The organism is Ligilactobacillus sp. RTP31139st1_D10_RTP31139_211217, assembly GCF_040226755.1.
In the GTDB taxonomy this organism is placed as follows: Bacteria; Bacillota; Bacilli; order Lactobacillales; family Lactobacillaceae; genus Ligilactobacillus; species Ligilactobacillus animalis.
In genome coordinates this window covers 1-20,069 of sequence record NZ_JBCOAR010000003.1, presented here as the reverse complement: position 1 = coordinate 20,069, position 20,069 = coordinate 1, and the positions used below count along the sequence as shown (strand labels likewise).

Annotated in this window: 20 protein-coding genes; 17 read left to right on the top strand and 3 right to left on the bottom strand. The window is 41.9% G+C overall.

What is annotated here, in order from left to right:
* Nucleotides 1–113 precede the first annotated feature (113 nt).
* From ABT996_RS02375 to rbsU, 9 genes are all read left to right on the top strand, one after another.
* Complete coding sequence (locus tag ABT996_RS02375) at nucleotides 114–872, top strand: formate/nitrite transporter family protein (protein WP_035447156.1); 759 nt, start codon at nucleotides 114–116, stop codon at nucleotides 870–872.
* Nucleotides 873–970: 98 nt separating this feature from the next.
* Entirely contained in the window at nucleotides 971–2,059 is a 1,089-nt protein-coding gene (locus tag ABT996_RS02370) for an ABC transporter ATP-binding protein (protein ID WP_010689914.1), read from the top strand.
* 10 nt (nucleotides 2,060–2,069) lie between these two features.
* Nucleotides 2,070–2,873: an ABC transporter permease gene (locus tag ABT996_RS02365; protein ID WP_010689911.1), complete on the top strand. Its 804-nt coding sequence runs from the start codon at nucleotides 2,070–2,072 to the stop codon at nucleotides 2,871–2,873.
* On the top strand, nucleotides 2,873–3,703 hold the full coding sequence (locus ABT996_RS02360) for an ABC transporter permease (protein ID WP_010689906.1): 831 nt from the start codon (nucleotides 2,873–2,875) through the stop codon (nucleotides 3,701–3,703). The genes ABT996_RS02365 and ABT996_RS02360 overlap by 1 nt, the downstream gene beginning before the upstream one ends.
* Entirely contained in the window at nucleotides 3,700–4,773 is a 1,074-nt protein-coding gene (locus tag ABT996_RS02355) for an ABC transporter substrate-binding protein (RefSeq protein ID WP_010689904.1), read from the top strand. The genes ABT996_RS02360 and ABT996_RS02355 overlap by 4 nt, the downstream gene beginning before the upstream one ends.
* Nucleotides 4,774–5,616: 843 nt before the next feature.
* Nucleotides 5,617–6,609 (top strand): ribose utilization transcriptional repressor RbsR, encoded by a 993-nt coding sequence (gene rbsR, locus ABT996_RS02350; protein ID WP_010689903.1) that lies wholly within the window; start codon nucleotides 5,617–5,619, stop codon nucleotides 6,607–6,609.
* Between the two features lie 106 nt (nucleotides 6,610–6,715).
* Nucleotides 6,716–7,621 carry a ribokinase gene (gene rbsK / locus ABT996_RS02345; RefSeq protein ID WP_035447159.1) on the top strand — a complete coding sequence of 302 codons (906 nt, stop codon included), beginning with the start codon at nucleotides 6,716–6,718 and terminating at the stop codon, nucleotides 7,619–7,621.
* An 18-nt stretch (nucleotides 7,622–7,639) separates the two neighbouring features.
* Complete coding sequence (rbsD, locus tag ABT996_RS02340; protein ID WP_035447161.1) at nucleotides 7,640–8,035, top strand: D-ribose pyranase; 396 nt, start codon at nucleotides 7,640–7,642, stop codon at nucleotides 8,033–8,035.
* Between the two features lie 19 nt (nucleotides 8,036–8,054).
* Nucleotides 8,055–8,942: a ribose/proton symporter RbsU gene (rbsU, locus tag ABT996_RS02335; RefSeq protein ID WP_035447163.1), complete on the top strand. Its 888-nt coding sequence runs from the start codon at nucleotides 8,055–8,057 to the stop codon at nucleotides 8,940–8,942.
* An 89-nt stretch (nucleotides 8,943–9,031) separates the two neighbouring features.
* Here rbsU and ABT996_RS02330 read toward each other — a convergent pair whose 3' ends face one another.
* Both ABT996_RS02330 and ABT996_RS02325 read right to left on the bottom strand, forming a co-directional pair.
* On the bottom strand, nucleotides 9,032–9,301 hold the full coding sequence (locus ABT996_RS02330) for a membrane protein (RefSeq protein ID WP_033193036.1): 270 nt from the start codon (nucleotides 9,299–9,301) through the stop codon (nucleotides 9,032–9,034).
* An 86-nt stretch (nucleotides 9,302–9,387) separates the two neighbouring features.
* On the bottom strand, nucleotides 9,388–9,987 hold the full coding sequence (locus tag ABT996_RS02325) for a nitroreductase family protein (RefSeq protein WP_010689893.1): 600 nt from the start codon (nucleotides 9,985–9,987) through the stop codon (nucleotides 9,388–9,390).
* Nucleotides 9,988–10,139: 152 nt separating this feature from the next.
* On the opposite strand from ABT996_RS02325, the gene ABT996_RS02320 reads away from it, so the two are divergent.
* Entirely contained in the window at nucleotides 10,140–10,571 is a 432-nt protein-coding gene (locus ABT996_RS02320; RefSeq protein WP_035447166.1) for an Hsp20/alpha crystallin family protein, read from the top strand.
* Nucleotides 10,572–10,622: 51 nt separating this feature from the next.
* Here the strand turns inward: ABT996_RS02320 and ABT996_RS02315 are convergent, their stop codons facing one another.
* Nucleotides 10,623–12,335 (bottom strand): ABC1 kinase family protein, encoded by a 1,713-nt coding sequence (locus ABT996_RS02315; RefSeq protein ID WP_035447168.1) that lies wholly within the window; start codon nucleotides 12,333–12,335, stop codon nucleotides 10,623–10,625.
* 140 nt (nucleotides 12,336–12,475) lie between these two features.
* On the opposite strand from ABT996_RS02315, the gene ABT996_RS02310 reads away from it, so the two are divergent.
* From ABT996_RS02310 to ABT996_RS02280, 7 genes are all read left to right on the top strand, one after another.
* Nucleotides 12,476–15,241: a sigma-54-dependent transcriptional regulator gene (locus tag ABT996_RS02310; RefSeq protein WP_035447170.1), complete on the top strand. Its 2,766-nt coding sequence runs from the start codon at nucleotides 12,476–12,478 to the stop codon at nucleotides 15,239–15,241.
* A 157-nt stretch (nucleotides 15,242–15,398) separates the two neighbouring features.
* Nucleotides 15,399–15,815, top strand: coding sequence for a PTS sugar transporter subunit IIA (locus ABT996_RS02305; RefSeq protein ID WP_005917806.1), 417 nt, complete (start codon nucleotides 15,399–15,401; stop codon nucleotides 15,813–15,815).
* Entirely contained in the window at nucleotides 15,806–16,318 is a 513-nt protein-coding gene (locus ABT996_RS02300; protein WP_005917803.1) for a PTS sugar transporter subunit IIB, read from the top strand. The genes ABT996_RS02305 and ABT996_RS02300 overlap by 10 nt, the downstream gene beginning before the upstream one ends.
* A gap of 46 nt (nucleotides 16,319–16,364) precedes the next feature.
* Nucleotides 16,365–17,354 (top strand): mannose/fructose/sorbose PTS transporter subunit IIA, encoded by a 990-nt coding sequence (locus ABT996_RS02295; protein ID WP_035447172.1) that lies wholly within the window; start codon nucleotides 16,365–16,367, stop codon nucleotides 17,352–17,354.
* Nucleotides 17,355–17,393: 39 nt separating this feature from the next.
* The gene (locus ABT996_RS02290) at nucleotides 17,394–18,203 is read left to right on the top strand and encodes a PTS mannose/fructose/sorbose transporter subunit IIC (protein ID WP_010689880.1); all 810 of its coding nucleotides are present in this window, start codon (nucleotides 17,394–17,396) and stop codon (nucleotides 18,201–18,203) included.
* Between the two features lie 13 nt (nucleotides 18,204–18,216).
* The gene (locus tag ABT996_RS02285) at nucleotides 18,217–19,137 is read left to right on the top strand and encodes a PTS system mannose/fructose/sorbose family transporter subunit IID (RefSeq protein WP_010689878.1); all 921 of its coding nucleotides are present in this window, start codon (nucleotides 18,217–18,219) and stop codon (nucleotides 19,135–19,137) included.
* A gap of 94 nt (nucleotides 19,138–19,231) precedes the next feature.
* Entirely contained in the window at nucleotides 19,232–19,612 is a 381-nt protein-coding gene (locus ABT996_RS02280) for a DUF956 family protein (protein WP_010689876.1), read from the top strand.
* Nucleotides 19,613–20,069 lie beyond the last annotated feature (457 nt).

Below are 20,069 nucleotides of genomic sequence, written 5' to 3'. Positions count from 1 at the left end.
ACTATCTCTTATTTTAGCACTTGCCGTAGTTTTGAGTACGTATTTTGTGGCTGATTCCGATATAATTAAAATTGGGCGCGGGGCCCGTGAATACCAAAAAGGAGAGAATGCATATGTATACAGAACAGATCAAAGCAGTTCAAGGGGCTGCGAGTAAGAAGTTAGCTTTTTTGCGTCAAAATCCGCTGGGGTATTTTCTATTATCCATGTTAGCGGGAATGTATATCGGTTTTGGGATCTTATTAGCCTTTACCGTCAGTGGACAGTTGCAAGGTGCTCCAAGCACTAAGTTGTTGATGGGGACAGTTTTTGGCGTGGCACTTAGCTTAGTGATCATCGCTGGGGGCGAGTTGTTTACTGGCAATAATTTTGTTTTAGCAGTTGGAGCTTTGACTAAGCAAAATACGTGGTTTCAGGCAAGCTATCTATGGGTGATCTGCTGGTTAGGTAATGCTTGCGGAGCGATCTTATTGGCAATTCTATATAATGCGACCGGTTTGCAAGTTGACGGGGTGGCCAAAGCACTTACTGCGACTGCTGTGGTCAAGACGACGGCTGGTCCAGTAGCCTTGCTCATGCGGGGGATCTTGTGTAATATCCTCGTCTGTTTAGCGTTATGGTCGAGTTTTCAGACAAAAAATGATGCTGCTAAATTGATCATGGTCTTTTGGTGTTTATTGGCCTTTTTTACGACTGGTTTTGAGCATAGTGTGGCCAATATGACTTTACTGACGGCAGCACTTATCGAACCAGCTGGGCAAGTGATCACAGTCGGAGCGTGGCTGTATAATCTGTTTTGGGTCTCGTTAGGAAATATGCTAGGAGCGATCTGCTTTTTAGCCGTACCGTATGTGATCGCAGCTAAAAAATAAATCATAGACTCATAGTTTTGACTATGGGTCTTTTTAAAAGCGGGAAATGTTTAGTATAATGGAGATTAGTTTCTATTTTGGTAAAGGGGTGGCAAATTATGAAAGAACCAATTATTTCTTTTAAAAATGTCGTTAAAAGCTACGATGACGATGTCCCAGTGTTGAAAAAAGTCAGCTTTGATATCGAAGAGGGCAAATTCTATACACTTTTAGGACCATCTGGTTGTGGTAAAACGACGATCTTACGGATGATCGCAGGTTTTTCAGAGCCGACTGCAGGTGATATTTACTTTGAGGGAAAGCGGATCAACGATATTCCTGCGAATAAACGTCAAGTTAATACCGTTTTTCAAGATTATGCGCTCTTTCCGCATATGAATGTTTTTGATAATATCGCTTTTGGATTGAAGATCAAAAAGACACCGAAAGCAGAAATTGAAACTAAAGTCAAAGAAGCCTTGCGCTTAGTGCAGTTAGCCGGTTATGAAAAGCGTGGGATCAGCGAGATGTCTGGGGGACAACGGCAACGTGTTGCTATTGCCCGGGCGATCGTCAATGAACCTAAGATCTTATTGCTAGATGAACCTTTATCAGCTTTAGACCATAAATTGCGGCTAAACATGCAATATGAATTGCGCGAGTTACAACAACGTCTGGGGATCACCTTTATTTTCGTGACCCATGACCAAGAAGAAGCTTTGGCGATGAGTGACGAGATCTTTGTTTTAAATAACGGAAATATCGTGCAAAGTGGTAGTCCGGTCGATATTTACGATGAGCCGATCAATCACTATGTAGCTGATTTTATCGGTGAAAGTAACATTGTCGATGGGGTGATGATCCAGGATTGTCTTGTAAAATTTGCCGGCAAAGAATTTGAATGTGTGGATGAGGGGATGCGTCCAAACGAACCAGTCGAAGTCGTTTTGCGACCTGAAGATCTCGAGTTGACCACGGTCCAAGCGGGTAAATTAAAGGTCAAGGTCGATACCCAATTATTCCGCGGGGTCCATTATGAGATCGTCTGTCATGATGAGATGGGCAATGAATGGATCGTGCATTCGACCAAAAAAGCTCAAGTCGACAGTGAGATCGGCTTGTACTTTGATCCCGAAGATATCCATGTTATGCGTTTCAATGAAACAGAAGCAGAATTTGATGCACGTTTAGAAAGTTACGACGATTAAGGGGGACAATATGAAAAAGTATAATACTTTATTAGCAGTCCCATATTTTCTCTGGTTGCTCTTTTTTGTTCTAGCACCAGTTGTTTTGGTGATCGGATATTCTTTTTTTGATCAAAGTGGACATTTTACTTTAGCTAATTACGCAGAGTATTTTGGTTCGGGCAAGTATCTATTGATGACGTTCAATTCGGTCTGGTATGCTTTTTTGATCACCTTGATCACACTTTTGATCAGTTATCCAACGGCGTATTTTTTGACAAAATTAAAGCATAAAGATCTGTGGTTGTTGTTGATCATTTTACCGACATGGATCAATTTATTGTTAAAAGCGTATGCCTTCATCGGGATCTTCGGCGTTCATGGTGGTTTGAACAGCTTTTTAGGCTTTTTTGGGATCTTACCCAAGCAATTACTGTTCACCGATTTTAGCTTTTTGATCGTGGCAGTCTATATCCAGTTGCCCTTTATGATCATCCCGCTTTTCAACGCCCTGGAGGAATTGCCACCGTCATTTATTGCCGCTAGCAAAGATCTTGGGGCCAGTTCGACGCAGACATTTTTTAAAGTGGTCTTTCCATTATCGTTAAATGGGGTCAAAAGTGGGGTCCAAGCGGTCTTTATCCCGTCACTTTCGCTCTTCATGTTGACGCGTTTGATCGGGGGAAATCGCGTGATCACCCTGGGGACGGCGATCGAAGAGCATTTCATGGTGACACAAAACTGGGGCAAAGGGGCAACGATCGGGGTCGTTTTGATCATTGCAATGGTGATCGTGATGCTCTTTACTGGTGAAAAGAAAGCAGGTGGCAAATGATGCAACAAACTAGATCTAAATGGGCAGATCTGTATTTGGTCTTAGTCTTTATCTTTTTATATTTGCCGATCTTTTATTTGGTCTGGTATTCTTTTAACGCAGGCGATACGATGAATGATTTTACCGGCTTTTCGTTGCGCCATTTTAGTGAGTTGTTTTCCGATACACGGCTGGTGATCATCTTGCTAAATACCTTCTTATTGGCGTTTTTGTCGGCGTTGATCGCTACGGTGATCGGGACTTTTGGGGCGTTATTTATCTATTATTTGAGAAAACGACGTCACCGCAATACATTATTATCGTTGAACAATATCTTGATCGTTTCGCCCGACGTAACGATCGGGGCTAGCTTTTTGATCTTATTTATCACGTTAGGCTCGATCTTTAGTGGCTTTTCGCTCGGTTTTTGGACGGTACTTTTGGCGCATGTTAGCTTTAGTATCCCGATCGTAGTCTTGATGATCTTGCCAAAACTTCAAGAGATGAATGACTCGATGATCACGGCTGGCTATGATCTTGGGGCCAATAACCGCCAGATCCTAAAAGATATCATCTTGCCGTATCTTTCACCAGGGATCATCGCCGGGTATTTTATGGCATTTACCTATTCGCTCGATGATTTTGCGGTCACTTTTTTTGTGACAGGAAATGGGTTTACCACCCTTTCAGTCGAGATCTATTCGCGGGCGCGGCGCGGTGTCAGTTTAGAGATCAATGCCCTAAGTACGCTAGTCTTCTTATTTGCACTTGTATTGGTAGTCGGTTATTACTACATCAGTAAGGATAACCAACCACGCTCCAAGAAAAAGAAACGGGGGCTCTTGCGATGAAAAAATTACGTTCACTTTTGATCGGGATCCTCTTGATCATTGGCTTGCTCTTTTTAGGGACGGTTTGGCTCGAACGCTCGACCGGTATGTCAGATGCTAAAGTTTTGAACATTTATAACTGGGGCGACTACATCGATCCTAAATTGATCACCAAATTTGAAAAGCAGACGGGTTATAAGGTCAATTATGAGACGTTTGATTCAAATGAAGCGATGTTGACGAAGATCAAACAAGGCGGGACTTCGTATGATATCGCGGTTCCAAGTGACTATATGATCCAGAAGATGAAAAAAGAGCATCTTTTGTTGAAACTCGATCACAGTAAGTTACCGAATTTAAAAAATATCGATCCTCAGTTTATGGATCTCGCCTTTGATCAGCATAATGAGTATTCAGTACCGTATTTTTGGGGAACTTTAGGGATCATTTATAATGATAAATTCTATCAAGCTTCACAGTTCAAGACATGGAATGATCTCTGGGATCCACAGTTGAAAAACAAGATCATGTTCATTGATGGGGCGCGTGAATTTATGGGGATCGGTCTGGCTAGCATGGGAAGATCGCTCAACAGTAAAAATGATGCTGATCTTGATCGAGCCTACAATAAGCTCAAGGCTTTGACACCTAATGCCAAAGCAATCGTTTCCGATGAGATCAAGACATACATGGCAAATGAAGAGAGCAGTGTAGCGGTGACCTTTTCGGGGGAAGCGGCTGACATGATGGAAAAAAATAGTCATTTGCATTATGTGATCCCAGAAGGTGGGACTAATCTGTGGTTTGATAATTTGGTGATCCCCAAGACAGCTAAAAATAAGCAGGGCGCCTATGAATTTATCAATTTCATGTTAGATCCTAAAAATGCGGCGCAAAACACGGAATACATCGGTTATTCCACTCCAAATAAAGCGGCATTGAAATATTTGCCAAAAGCGATCACTTCCAATAAGGAATTTTATCCAAGTGCTGCTCGGATCAAACAGATGGAGATCTACGAAGACCTAGGTCCTAAGTATTTGGAAAAATATAACGACCTATTTTTGGAGCTAAAAATGTATCGAAATTAGAAAAGGCAAATCGTTTTTAATCATGGTTTAAACTAGGGTATAATGTGCAGTGAGGAGTAGAACTCCTTTAAGTATGCTACACGTAGTAAGTTTCAAAAATGCATTGTGTGATGTAGAGATTCGCTCTTTATATTACGATGTATATCCTCAACCCAGGCAAGTGCGAGTGATAGCGCACTTGTCTTTTTTTATATCACAGTGCGGAAAAATGCGGGTAGCTCCGTAGAAATAACGGCATCGCAAGTTTGAGAAGCACGACTACGATCACAGGATGCAAAAAAAGAGCTGGGAGATATCTCCCAGCTCTTTTAATGATATTTACCTTCCACAGTAAATATCGCACCGTATAATAGAAACTTCAGAATAACATGGTTTTGGTAGATTGTCAATTATATTCGAAATTTTTAATTTGATTATAAATATTAGCGCTTGCTAAAAGTTTGGCTTTATGTTATAAAATAAGTGAGGGGTCTAAAGATTCCCACAATTAGGGCGTCCAAATGTTAGTCACTGTTCCTATAATTAGGTTGGAGGGTGATGGAACCAACAAGTTGAGTTTAAAACCAAAAAATGTTGTAGTCTCTTTAGGCAAACGCCACTAATTGCAATTAGTAAAGAGGATCTTGTTGAGTGCTTTTGGAAAGCGAACAGGATCAAAAACAGATAAAGGATGTGGGGAAGATTACTCCTTATAGTAATTTAACAGCCACGTACTCAGTTTCTTGATGATATCTTAGGAGCAACAGGTGAACCTCCAAGATGATGTTTCCGAGTATTATTTACTGAGTACGGGCTGTTTTTTTGTGTCCTACATTCGCACTTATATTTATGGGGGATGGATAGATGTGTGCTAAAAAAGTGACGATCCGTGAAGTTGCCAAACGCGCTGGTGTCTCGATCGCAACGGTTTCACAGATTTTAAATGGTAAAGCGATGAAGTTTGATCCACTGACAGTTCAAAAAGTTCAAGCAGCTCGAGATGAATTAGGTTATGAAGCAGATCATTTGGCACGCCAAATGGTCGGTAAACAGAGTAAAACGATCGGGATCCTCGTGCCGGAGATAACTAACTCATTTTTCAGTACTTTAGTCAAAGGCATCGAAGAAGAGCTGTTACACTCGGGTTATATTTCAATGCTATGCAATGGGGGCTTTAATGGAGCTAAGGAAGAAAAAGCCTTGCTCGAACTAGCCCAAAGAGGGGTCGATGGCTTTATCATTGCTAGCCCTTCGATCTCAGATGAAGTATTAAAAGAGATTTTACAGATCAAAAAGCGTCCAGTCATTGTGCTAGATCAAAAAACGACCGTCGAACGCAGTGATGAGGTCGCGACCGATGATTTCAATGGTGGTTTATTGGCGGCACAGTATCTAAAAAAGATGGGTCATACAAAGGTTGCTGTAGTTGTACCTGATTTAGCAACGGTCAACATTATGCATCGGCTCCAGGGATTTCTAGTTGAATTTCCTCAAGCACTCCAGCTCAAGACAGAGCTTTCCAAAAACGGGGGCCAAGCAGTTGTCGCTGAGTTATTAGACCAAAAGATCGAGGCGGTTTTTGCGCTTAGTGATGAATTGGCGTTTGGGATCTATTTAGGTATGAGACAAAATGATAAAAGTGTTCCAGATGACCTCAGTGTGATCGGCTACGATGATGTTGAGATGTGTCGCTATGTTACGCCCGCTTTGACGACTGTTGCCCAGCCGATCTATGAATTGGGCAAACAAGCAGCTGATTTAATGGTAAAACGGCTAGCGGATCCGACTAGCCCGTATGTTAAGCGGATCTTGCCGGTTGAATTAGCGATCCGGGGCTCAGTCAAAGTTAAAATTTGAAACGCTTTCAAAAGTGTGTTATATTCTAGGTGCAGTAATTAAAACGTTTTAATAAGTACTACAAGTTACCAAAATTAATTTGCTAGAAAGACACGAGGTGGGTACAATGAATAAAGTAACAGTGATTGGAAGTATCAATTTAGACCGAACGATCAGAGTGAAAGAGATGGCTAAACCAGGTGAGACGATCCATGCCTCCGAAGTATTTTCAGCTGGTGGCGGTAAAGGTGCAAATCAAGCTGTAGCGGCTAAACGTTCTGGTGCCAAGACGGCTTTTATCGGGGCTGTTGGTAATGATGATGCTGGTAAGACGATGCGTGAACTTTTGGGTTACGAAGAGATCCAATTAGATGGGATCGCTGAATTGGATAAGGTCGCAACTGGACAAGCCTATATCGTTGTGGATGAAAAAGGCGAAAACAGTATTATGATCCATGCTGGGGCAAATGGCAAGATCACACCAGAACATGTAGTTGAACATGCGGACTTGATCAAAGAAAGTGATTTTGTGATCGCCCAATTTGAAAGCGATTTGGCAAGTACGATCAAAGCCTTTGAAGTAGCTCATCAAGCTGGCGTAAAGACGATTTTGAATCCAGCGCCTGCGATGCGAACAGTTCCCGAAGAATTGCTCAAGACGACGGATGTGATCGCACCTAATGAGACCGAAACTGAGATCTTGACTGGGATCAAAGTGGTCGATGAAGAAAGCATGCGAAAAGCGGCTGCTAAACTTCATGCCTTAGGGATCAAGGTGGTCTTGATCACGATCGGTAGCAAGGGTTCATTTTACAGCATGGACGGTCAAAGTGGGATCGTGCCAGCCTTTAAAGTTAAAGCAGTAGATACAACTGCAGCGGGCGATACGTTCATCGGTGCTTTGAGTACTGTGTTAAAACCTGACTTTAGCAATCTCGTTGAAGCGATCACATACGGTAATAAAGCTTCCTCACTGACTGTACAACGTTTTGGCGCCCAACCGTCAATTCCATACAAGCATGAATTAAATTAAAAAGAAGAAGGCATAATCATGAAAAAGACACAAGTCATTAATTCAGATATTTCCCGGGTAATTTCGCAAATGGGTCACTTTGACACATTGAGTATCGGTGATGCTGGAATGCCAGTACCACGTGAAACAGAAAAGATCGATCTAGCGGTTTCCAATGGTATTCCTAGCTTTCTCCAAGTTTTAGATAATGTGTTGACTGAATTAGAAGTTCAACGGGTATATTTAGCAGAAGAGATCAAGGACCAAAATTCAGCTCAGTTGGAAGCAATCAAAGGACGTTTCCCAGAAACAGAGATCGTCTTTATCCCACATGTTAAAATGAAACAAGACTTACACAAGTGTCATGCATTTATCCGTACCGGTGAAATGACACCATATTCCAACATTATTTTAGAGAGTGGCGTTACGTTTTAACGGTTAGGAGGAAATTGAATTGAATACAACGGCAATTTTAGTTGGTTTAGGACCATTATTAGGTTGGGGGCTTTACCCCACGATCGCATCTAAGATCGGCGGTAAACCGGTCAATCAGATCTTAGGTTCGACATTAGGGACCTTGATCTTTGCTTTAGTACTAGCGATGATCAAAGGTTTGGCACTTCCAAGTGGTGCAGCGCTCTTTTTCTCAGTTCTTTCTGGGATCGGTTGGGGAACGGCACAGATCATCACGTTCCACTCATTTACTTTGGTCGGCTCTTCAAAAGTAATGCCGATCACGACAGCTTTTCAATTATTAGGGGCGTCACTTTGGGGCGTATTTTACTTAGGCGATTGGCCGACTGCAACGGCTAAAACGATCGGCTTTATCGCACTTGCAGTTATCATTTTAGGCGCATGGATGACGGTCTGGAGTGAAAAGAAGACACCTGAAAACAAGAGTGCTTTGACCAAGGCTGTGGCTTTATTAGCCGTTGGTGAGATCGGCTACTGGTTATATTCTGCTGCACCGCAACAAGCCAAGATCGATGGGATGCATGCGTTCTTACCCCAAGCGATCGGGATGGTTTTAGCAGCGGTAGTCTATGCGATCATGATGACAGTTAAGGGTAAGGAAAGATCACCATTTGTTGAGGCTGTTTCTTACAAACAGATCTTTTCTGGTTTCTTCTTTGCCTTCGCAGCGTTGACATATTTGATCTCGGCCCAACCAGATATGAATGGTCTAGCAACTGGCTTTATTTTGTCGCAAACATCAGTTGTACTAGCAACTTTGACCGGTATTTGGTTCTTAGGTCAAAAGAAGACTTCAAAAGAAATGGTAGTTACAGTATGTGGCCTAGTGTTGATCCTAGGCGCAGCTGCAGTGACTGTTATGCTATAACACAGTATTTTTCGGAGCACGATTAAAAAAGTTTATAAAAATAATAGGTTCCCAACACCAGTGTAGCGAGGTGTTGGGAACCTTATTTTTTAATGTAAACTAGTGTAAAAGGTAATGAAGCCTAAAAAGACACCCGGTAAGTTGGCGATAAAAATAGGCCAGTCGCGTTGTGATTTAAAGTAACTATAGATCACCCAGATCGTGCAGTTGATCCCGGCGACCAGTGGCTGGATCGGACTGCCGTAATTACCATTCAAGTTATTCATGATCTGTGGAATATAGGATACATACATGATAACAGATAGCACCGAACCGATTCGTCCTAGCAGTAAAATTGCCTTGCTGTCTGTATTCTTCAAAAAAGTCACACTCCGTTATATATATTTGTTAATAGAATATACATAACACCTTAAAATAAATTTAATGATTTTGCAAACAATACGAATTATTCGAAGATCTTGAAGCGGACATCATCGGGTAAAAATTCTTTTTCTCCAGCCGGTGCTTCGATCGAACCAAATGGCATTTGTGCGCGTAATTCCCAGCTTTCAGGAATGTCAAAGGCTTCTTTGATCTTTTCATCGATCAACGGATTGTAGTGTTGCAAAGAAGCGCCGATATTTTCAACAGCTAATGCAGTCCAAACCGCTTGTTGAGCGCCTCCCAGTCCTTGTTCAGCCCAGTTGGCAAAGTTGGCAGCGTAGAGTGGGAAATCTGCTTCTAATTTTTGCACCGTTTGTGTTTCAGTGAAGTATAAGATCGTCCCAAAACCAGCTCTAAATGAGGCGATCTTTTCTTGAGTCGCGGAAAAACGGTCAGCTGGAGTAACTTTTTTCAGTTCAGCTTCAACGATATCCCAAACACGGTCGGAATTTTCACCAAAAGTGATAACAGCGCGGACTGTTTGTGAGTTGAAGGCAGTTGGGGATTGGCGGATCGCTTCTTTGATCGTTTCACTGATCTGAGCCGGTGTTTGAGCAACATTTTTCCCCAAGGCATAGATCGAACGGCGTTGTTTGAGTTCTTGATTTACTGGATTTGTCATCGTAAAGTCCTCGTTTCGTTAGTTTATATCTAAATTATAACACATGCTTTTTGTAAGTAAAGTGTATTTTGCAAAATCTTAAAAGTTAAATCCTTGCATTCTAAAATAAAAGGACTACAATAAAGGTGAAGAAATGAAAGGAAGTCTTATTTATGGCAAATGAATTATCGAATCGTTTCTCTGACTTAATGAATGGTAGCGATACGTTTTTCAATAATTTAGGACGTTCATTTTTCAACTTTGACGACTCAGAGCTAAAGATGCGTTCTGACGTGGAGGAGACCCCGAAGAGTTATCGGTTGTTGATCGATCTGCCTGGGGTCGATAAGAAAGATATGCAACTGGACTATCGCAATGATATTTTGACAGTTACAGCTAAGCGGGATAGCTTCAGTGATGAAAGCGATGCTGACGGCAATTTGCTAGCGAGCGAGCGTTCATATGGTCGGGTCAGTCGCCAATACCGGTTCCCTGATGTTGAGCGTGATAAGATCACCGCTAAATATGAAGATGGTGTCTTGACAGTAACTCTTCCTAAGGAAAAGGATGCTGTTGCTACTGCTAATAAGATCGAGATCCAATAACAATGATAAAAAACAGGCTTGGGAGCTATGCCTAAGCCTGTTTTTTGTGGTCTATTTTTTGAAATGCCGATGCAATTCACTGATGATCAAAATAATGACAACGATCGCCGAGAGAAGATAGCCCAAGACCCCGATATTATAAATGGCGGGATGAGCAGCACTTCCCTGGACTAAGAGTGAGGAACTCATGATCAAAGCGGCTAAAATGATGGCCAAGATCACGCGGTTGACGATCTTTTCGAGCCGATCTAGTAATTTATCTTGATCTTTGAGTTTAAAGGAGATCTTTCCTTGCCCCTGTGTCAAAATATCGAGGAGCTGTTCAAACTTAAGTGGGATCTTCGGGGCTGCTTTTGAAGCTTGGTAGAGTTCAAAGCCTAACTCTTCCAAGCTTTTTTTGACGTTGAACTGCTTTTTGAAATACTCCCGGGCAAACGGACGAGCGACCTCCATTAGAGATAACTCAGGATCTAGGGCAGCGACTATGCCTTCTAAAGAAGCAAAGGCTTTGATCAGTAAAGTTACTTCTGATTTCAATTGCAAGTTATTTTTACGACAGAGATTTACAATACTGAACAATAAACTCGAAAGATCGATCTGGCCCAGTCCTAAGTTGAGGTATGGAGTCAAAAAGACCCCGAGTTCATTATAGAAATCTTCTTCATCGACGGGGCCAGTGCGGTTACAAACTGCTAATACAGCTTTACCGATCTGGCGCGTATCTTTAGTGTTGAGAGCGATGACGATCTGGGCGATCCCATCTGCGAGATTTTTGGTCAAATGGCCCATCATGCCAAAATCTAAGTAGACCAAGCGATAAGGTGGCAATGTCGTGGCAGAAGTAGCTTCAATGCTTGTATTTTTGAGTTGTTTTTTGAACTGGTGTGTAGGCTGGAGTTCATTGTATTCGGGATCATCAGGCTGAAGTTGGTAAAATAATATGTTTCCCGGATGTGGATCAGCGTGGAAATAATTATCGATAAAAACTTGCTTGATGAAATTTTTGACTAGCGTTTTAGCCAAGGTCGTACGTAAAGGTTTATTCGTTTCGGTGGCTTTAGTGGCTATTAGTTTTTTGATACTTTGTCCAGGCATGGCCTGATTGACTAAGATCTTACTAGCAGAGTATTTAGGGTAAACTTTAGGCACCCGGATGATACCGTCATTGTTGTTTAGACGGTAGAATTCGATCCCATTTTTGATCTCGATCTGAGTGTCGATCTCAGTCAAAAGGGATGTCTGGATCTCGGTAAAGATCTCTTTAGGGTCGATCACACTGAGGTCAGGGACGAATTTTAAGATCCGTAAAGATTCTTTGAATAAAGAAAGGTCAGTTTCGACTAGTTCGGAAACATTGGGATGTTGGACTTTGACGACGACCGGGGTGTGATCATGAAGTAAAGCATGGTGTGTTTGCCCGATCGAACCAGATGCGAAAGGTCGTTCATTAAATTGAAGGAAAATATCGCTCAACGGACAGTTATACTCAGCTTCAAGTGTTTTTTTGACAGTGGTAAAAGGATCGATCTGGACATTATCTTGGAGCTTGCGAAATTCTTTGATAAAGGCAGGTGAGATCAGATCGGGGCGCGTTGAGAGCAACTGGCCCGCTTTGATGAAAGTGGGACCTAGTTCTTCTAGTGCGAGTCGAACTTCTTTAGGATCTTTTTGTTTTAAAAAGTTACGTAAGACTTCATGCTGACGCAATACTTTGATGATAAAAAGTAGGCGGTCACGTTTTTCTTTGCTAGTAATATTTGGCATCACAAGACCTTCTTATCTATAGTAGATTTATCTCAATTTTAACCAAAAAATAGCTTAAGGGCTAGCAGTTGCAATTCTTTGCTTCAGTTGATACAGAAGTGATACACTAATAGCAGAATGACTAAAAGGAATGGGATTTTATGACACGAAAAGAGAAGATCTTAGCTTATGTTCAAGCTAAAAATAAAGCGGTTACTACCAAAGAGATCGCTGATGATCTAGGGATCTTGCGCAATAATGTCAGTAAAGAGCTCAATGTATTGGTCCGGGCAGGCCAACTGAGCAAAATTGCCGGACGACCGGTAAAATATCAAAGTCTAACCGCTAAAACTGATACAGTGATCGCAGAAACTGTATCAAAAATACCTGATCCGACCGAACCATCACTTAGATCAAGTATTTTTGATACAATGATCGGCCAAAAGGATAGTTTAAAGACGCAGATCGAGCAAGCTAAGGCCGCGATCTTATATCCGCCTCACGGATTAAATGTTTTGATCACTGGCCCCACAGGATCGGGGAAGACCTATTTTGCTAATGCGATGCACCAATTTGCGATCAATCAGGCAATGGTCGAAAATAAAAATTTTGTGACCTTCAACTGTGCTGACTATGCTCATAATCCGCAATTACTGATGTCGCATTTATTTGGATATGTCAAAGGTGCCTTTACTGGTGCACAAGAAGATCGTGATGGCCTGATCCAAAAGGCCGACGGTGGGATCTTATTCTTAGATGAAGTCCATCGTTTGCCCCCAGAAGGCCAAGAGATGATCTTTTATTTTATGGATCATGGAACTTACAGTAAGCTAGGTGAGATCACCAAGGTCCATCACGCTGATGTTCGCTTGATCTGTGCCACAACGGAAGATCCCGAGAGTTCGCTATTAAAGACTTTTGTACGGCGGATCCCGATCACGATCCAGATGCCCCAATTTGAAGCGCGCAGTGTACGAGAGCAACTTGCGCTCTTGAAGCGTTTGTTGACGTTAGAAGCTAATCGGACACAAAAAAACATCACAGTGACTGAAGATGTTGTGAAAGCTTTGCTGGGTAGTGTCACATTTGGAAATGTGGGTCAATTGAAATCAAATATCCAGCTAGTCTGTGCCCAGGGCTTTTTGAATAGTGTCGATCAAGCCGAACAGATCAATTTAAAATTCGAGCAACTTCCCCAAAACATCAAGGATGGGATGTCGCGTTTAGCCAGTGATCGTGCTCGCCTAGGTAAATTATCGCAGTTATTAGAGCCAGTCTTGTTGATCCAACCCGATGGAGCGGCTGAGAGTATCAATGAAAGTGACCGCTATGAGTTGCCTTATAATCTGTATGAGGTCATCGGCAACAAAGCGGCTTTGTTAAAAGAAGAGGGGCTAGAACAAGGTGCGATCAATAACTTCATCATGACAGATATCAATGTCCACTTGAAGTCATTTTATCGTGATAATAAGATCTTGCGGACTGAAAAGAATTTAAATGAATTAGTCGATCAAGATACCCTGCAGTTGACTAAAGATATCATGCAGATGCTGAAAAAAGATTGTGGTTATCATGTCGGTGAAAACTTTATCTATGCGATGAGTTTACATCTGAGTTCATTTATCAAACGTGTCCAATCGGGGCGCCCGATGCGTGAAGTCTCAGATGATTTGGTGGCAATGGTCAAAGATTATCCCGCTGACCTAAAGCTAGCCGAAAAGATCAAAGCAATGTTAGAAGACCACTATGATTTTATCGTGCCCGCTTCAGAAGTGTACTATTTAGCCGTACTTTTGATCTCATTGAATTCTGTGCCTAAACACGGAAAAGTCGGGGTCGTTGTCGCGGCGCACGGTAATCATACCGCTTCTTCGATGGTCCAGGTAGTAACAGAGTTGTTGAATGTCGATAATCTAGTGGCGTTTGATATGTCACTTGAGATGAGCCCGACTGTGGCATTAAATGAGATCATCGCCAAGGTCAAACAAGTCGATCGTGGTAATGGGGTCTTGTTACTAGTCGATATGGGCTCGCTCAGTACGTTTAGTGCCAAGATCACCGAAGAAACCGATATTAAGGTCAAAACGATCGATATGGTGACGACTGCCATGGTCTTAGAGGCCGCTCGGAAAACAGCTTTGATCGATAGTGATCTTGAGTTGGTCTATCACGAGTTAAATGAATTTAACGGATATTCCCGCAAAGCAGAAGAACCTACGCAAGGTGAACTAGAAGATGTTAGGCAACGGGCGATCTTGGCGCTGTGTTCGACCGGTAAAGGGACAGCCGAAAAGATCAAGCAAATGCTGGATGAGATCTTGGCTGACCAACTTATTGACGATGTTTCGGTCTTAACGATGTCAGTTGTGGGGATGAACGATAAGATAAGCGAATTAAATGAAGAGTATCGTATTATCGCCACGACGGGGATCGCTGACCCTAATCTAGGGGTGCCGTATATCTCATTAGAAGAACTGTTTCAAGGTGACCGTGGTAAACGGCAATTGATCGAGCATCTAGAAAATAGTCAGACTTGGTATGTTGAGTCTAAAACGCCGGCACCTAAAGTCGATCAAACTGCTGCGGCTAATTATTTGGAACAGTATTATACATTTATCAATCCTAAAAAAGTTATCGGTGTGCTTTGGCAGTACTGTGATCTGTTAGCTAAAGAACGGCAACTAAAATTAACGGATGCTAGGCGCTTAGCTTTGATCATGCATCTTGGCGGTGCGATCGAGCGGGTCTTATTATCCGCTCCAGTAACGCTGACCGAAGAACAAGCTGTTGAATTTGAACAAAGTGACTGGCCCCAAGTACTGAAATTAGCAGATGAATATTTAGAAGCTAAACTTAATTTGAAATTTCCGCCAGCTGAAGCGTATTATATTGCCAAATTGGTCGATACAGAAATGGTCGAAAGTTAATACACAAAATAGTGATACACAAAATAAAGTGTATCATTATTTTTATATGAATTTTTTTTGCTTTATTTATTAGGGGATCTAGCGTGATACACAAAAGTTGGCACGGTATTTGCTATATATAAAGTGTAAGGAATTATTTTTCGAAGGGGATGAGTAGATGTTAGGTTTGATCGTTGCCAGTCATGGCAATCTAGCGCAAGAACTTATCAAATCTTCTTATTTAATTTTAGGGCGACAAGAAAAAGTCATTGCGGTGACCTTTGAGCCAGCGGAAGACTTAGCCACTTTGGAAGATAAATATGAAACTAGCTTACAACAATTTGCTACAACTGATCGAGTCTTGTTTTTATGTGACCTTTATGGAGGCAATCCTTTATTAGCAACGCGACGCTTCGTTGAACGTGATCCGAAACGTTTTGCAGCAGTCGGCGGAGTCAATTTGGCGATGCTTTTGGAGGCTTGCACCTTGCGGACCGAAGCGCTTAGTTTAGACGAATTAGTCGAAAAACTGATAAGTGTTGGGCGTCAAGGTATCGGTTCAGTCAAGGATCTGGGGGCGATGCCATGGATGTAAAGTTATTGCGGATCGATTCGCGTTTGCTCCATGGGCAGGTCGCAACAGATTGGGCTAAAAATACTGCGATCGAGCGGATCTTGGTGGTTTGTGATCAAGCAGCAGGCGATAATATTAGAAAGACGCTCTTGATGCAAGCAGCACCACCGGGGATCAAGGTTCACGTACTTACTGTTTCTAAGATGTTACGGTTGTGCAGAGATGAGCGCTTTGATCATTATAAAGTTTTGGTGCTTGTTGAGACTCCGTTAGATGCGATGCGTTTGATCGCTGGTGGGCTGAATACGACAAGTGTCAATCTAGGGTCACTTAGTTTTGATGCGACACGTAAGATGATCACCGAAACGATCGCCGTCAATGAGCAAGATATTTTAGCCTTAGCTTGGATCAGACGGCGCGGGATCGAGCTTGATCATCGCAAGGTTTCCAGTGATCCGAAACGTGATCTGTGGAAGTTACTTTGTGACAAGGGTCTAGTCAAAGATGAGCTAGATCATAGTTAGTAGATGTTTTGAGTTAAGTTTTGAAAATATTATAGGAGGCGTAATAATGGTTGGTATTATTTTAGCAAGTCATGGTAGTTTTGCAGACGGCATTTTCCAATCTGGTGAAATGATTTTTGGCCAACAAGAAAATGTAGCTCATGTTACCTTAATGCCAAGCGAAGGTCCTGATGATATCAGAGCTAAGATGGAAGAAGCCATCAAATCATTTGATGACCCAGAAGAAGTATTATTCTTAGTCGATCTTTGGGGCGGTACACCTTTCAACCAAGCTAATAATTTGGTTGAACAACACAAAGACAAATGGGCGATCGTGGCTGGGATGAACTTACCAATGGTGATCGAAGCTTATGCATCTCGCTTCTCCATGGAAAAAGCCCAAGAGATCGCAGCTCATTTAGTCGATGCGGGTAAAGATGGTGTCAGAGTAAAACCAGAATTCCTTGAACCTAAGAAAGAAGCTAGTGCTGATAACACAGCTAAGGCTCAACCGACAGGAGCAATTCCACCAGGTACAGTTTTAGGTGATGGTAAGATCAAATATGTTTTAGCTCGGATCGATTCACGTTTGTTACACGGTCAGGTGGCGACATCATGGACCAAGTCAACAAATCCAGATCGGATCATCGTTGTTTCCGACAACGTTGCGCATGATAAATTGCGTAAGAACATGATCGTTGAGGCAGCTCCTCCTGGAGTACATGCAAATGTTGTGCCGATCGAAAAGATGATCGAAGTTGCAAAAGATCCTCGTTTCGGCGATACAAAGGCATTGATCTTGTTTGAAACTCCACAAGATGCGCTCAAAGCGATCGAAGGTGGTGTTGACATCGACACCTTAAATGTTGGTTCGATGGCACACTCAGTAGGTAAAGTTGCCGTTAACAAAGTTTTGTCTTTGGATAAAGATGACGTTGAAACATTCGAAAAATTGAAGAAAGACGGCGTTAAATTTGACGTCCGCAAAGTTCCAAGTGATTCACCAGAAAATATGGATTCGATCTTAGACAAAGCACGTCAAGAATTGAAGATGTAGATAACTTGGAAATACAATACGAATTAGGAGGATTATAACATGTCTGCTATATCAATGATTTTAGTAGTTCTTGTTGCCTTTCTTGCTGGTATGGGTGGTATCTTGGATGAATTCCAATTCCACCAACCATTGGTAGCATGTACTTTGATCGGTTTAGTGACCGGTAATTTAGAAGCCGGAATTATTTTAGGCGGTTCATTACAAATGATCGCTTTAGGTTGGGCTAATATCGGGGCTGCGGTTGCACCTGATGCTGCTTTAGCCGCTGTTGCCTCAGCTATTATTTTGGTCCAAGGTGGCCAAGGTGTTAAAGGTGTGGGTCCTGCGATCGCGATCGCTATCCCATTAGCTGTTGCTGGTTTGTTCTTAACAATGTTGGCACGTACGATCGCTGTTCCGATCGTGCACTTCATGGATGCTGCTGCTGAAGAAGGTAACTTCCGTAAGATCGAAATGTGGCAGATCATCGGGATCGTAATGCAAGGTCTTCGTATCGCCATTCCTGCTGCTGCTTTGTTAGTCATTCCTTCATCTGCAGTGCGTGGTTTCTTGGAATCCATGCCTGCTTGGTTGAATGAAGGTATGACGATCGGTGGTGGGATGGTCGTTGCTGTTGGTTACGCAATGGTTATCAACATGATGGCAACGCGCGAAGTATGGCCATTCTTTGCGATCGGTTTTGTGATCGCTGCTGTTTCTGATTTAACATTGATCGCTTTAGGTGCTTTAGGTGTATCCTTTGGTCTTATCTACCTTGAACTTAAGAAGAACGCTGGTAACGGTGGTAACAACGGCGGTTCAAGCAATACAGGTGACCCACTTGGCGATATTTTAAATGATTACGAATAGGAGGAAAGATACCATGGCTGAAAGCAGAGTTAAATTAAGTAAAAAAGATCGTTTAGCTGTCGCATGGCGTTCGACTTTCCTTCAAGGTTCTTGGAACTACGAACGTATGCAAAATGGTGGTTGGTGCTTCTCAATGATCCCAGCTATCAAGAAATTATATAAAACTAAAGAAGACCGCGCTGCCGCTTTGAAGCGTCACTTGGAATTCTTTAACACACACCCATATGTTGCTTCACCTATTTTAGGGGTGACCCTTGCTTTGGAAGAAGATCGTGCTAACGGGACTGAAGTTGACGATGCAGCGATCCAAGGTGTGAAAGTTGGTATGATGGGACCATTAGCTGGTGTTGGTGACCCAGTCTTTTGGTTTACCTTACGTCCAATGTTAGGTGCTTTGGGTGCTTCCCTTGCGATGGGTGGTAACATCTTAGGACCTATCATCTTCTTTGTAGCTTGGAACATCCTCCGTTGGGCATTTATGTGGTATACACAAGAATTTGGCTACAAGGCTGGTTCTAAGATCACAGATGATATGTCTGGTGGTATGTTGCAATATGTTACGAGTTTAGCTTCTATTATGGGTATGTTCGTCTTAGGTGGTTTGATCGAACGGTGGGTAAACATTACCTTTACACCAAAAGTTTCGACCGTTAAACTCCAACAAGGCGCTTATATCGAATGGGATAAATTGCCTAAAGGTGCAGAGGGTATCAAAGAGGCTTTGATCCAATACAACAATGGTAAAGGTCTATCCTTAACGCCAGAAAAGGTAACGACTTTACAAGATAACTTAAATTCGTTGATCCCAGGTTTGGCAGCTCTCTTGTTGACATTCTTATGTATGTGGCTTTTGAAGAAGAAAGTTTCTCCAATTATCATTATTATTGCGATCTTTATCGTAGGTATTTTAGGCCACGTGGTCGGTTTACTTTAAGCGACTGCTAAGACGGTCTTGTTTCATGTAAATGAAATGAGGCCGTTTTGTGCTATACTGAGACTAAATTTGACAATAATCGAGGAAAACGCAAATGGTGCAATCAATTAATTCTAAAGTCGATCTAGTGATGGCTGGTACATCCTATATGGGATTGACTGATTATGGCAAGATCATGATCGGCAATAAGGGTTTTGAGTTCTTTAATGAACGAGATGTGAACAAGTATATCCAAATACCTTGGGATGAGGTCGATAAAGTGATCGCTTCAGTTATGTTTAAGGGGCGTTTTATCCCCCGGTTTGCGATCCAGACGAAAAAAGATGGGACTTTTTCGTTTGCGGCCAAAGATTCAAAGAAATTACTGCGAGCGATGCAAAAGTATGTTGCTCCAGAAGATATGGTCCGCTCGTTGACCTTTTTCCAAGTCTTACGGCGCAATTTGAGCCAATTGTTTAAGAAGGATAATAAATAAGTTATAGAAAAGACGATCTACTGTAATGGATCGTCTTTTTGTTTGCGGTTGAAAAACGTATATTTTTGCATGAGTAGTTATAAAAATTCGGATGGGTAAAAAATCTTAATTTTTTTCGCAAAAAGTGTTGACGATAGCTAGAAATACCTGTATAGTTAATATCGTTGCTTGAGCGGATAACTAATTCGTTTGAGTGATCGAAAAAAATAAAAATTATCTGTTGACATCAAAAGTTGTTTTTGATAAGATATAAAAGTCGTCGCTTGATTGAAAGTTTTGAATTTTTATTCAAAATTAATTCAAAAAAGTGGTTGACAGATAAAAATAATTTTGCTACAATATAGTAGTTGTGATTGATAAGTTATTGATTATCGATCGACAGTAGATCTTTGAAAACTGAACAAAGTTTCGATAAGCAAATGTGCAGGGTCTCTTATCTAAGTGATAAGAGCAATAA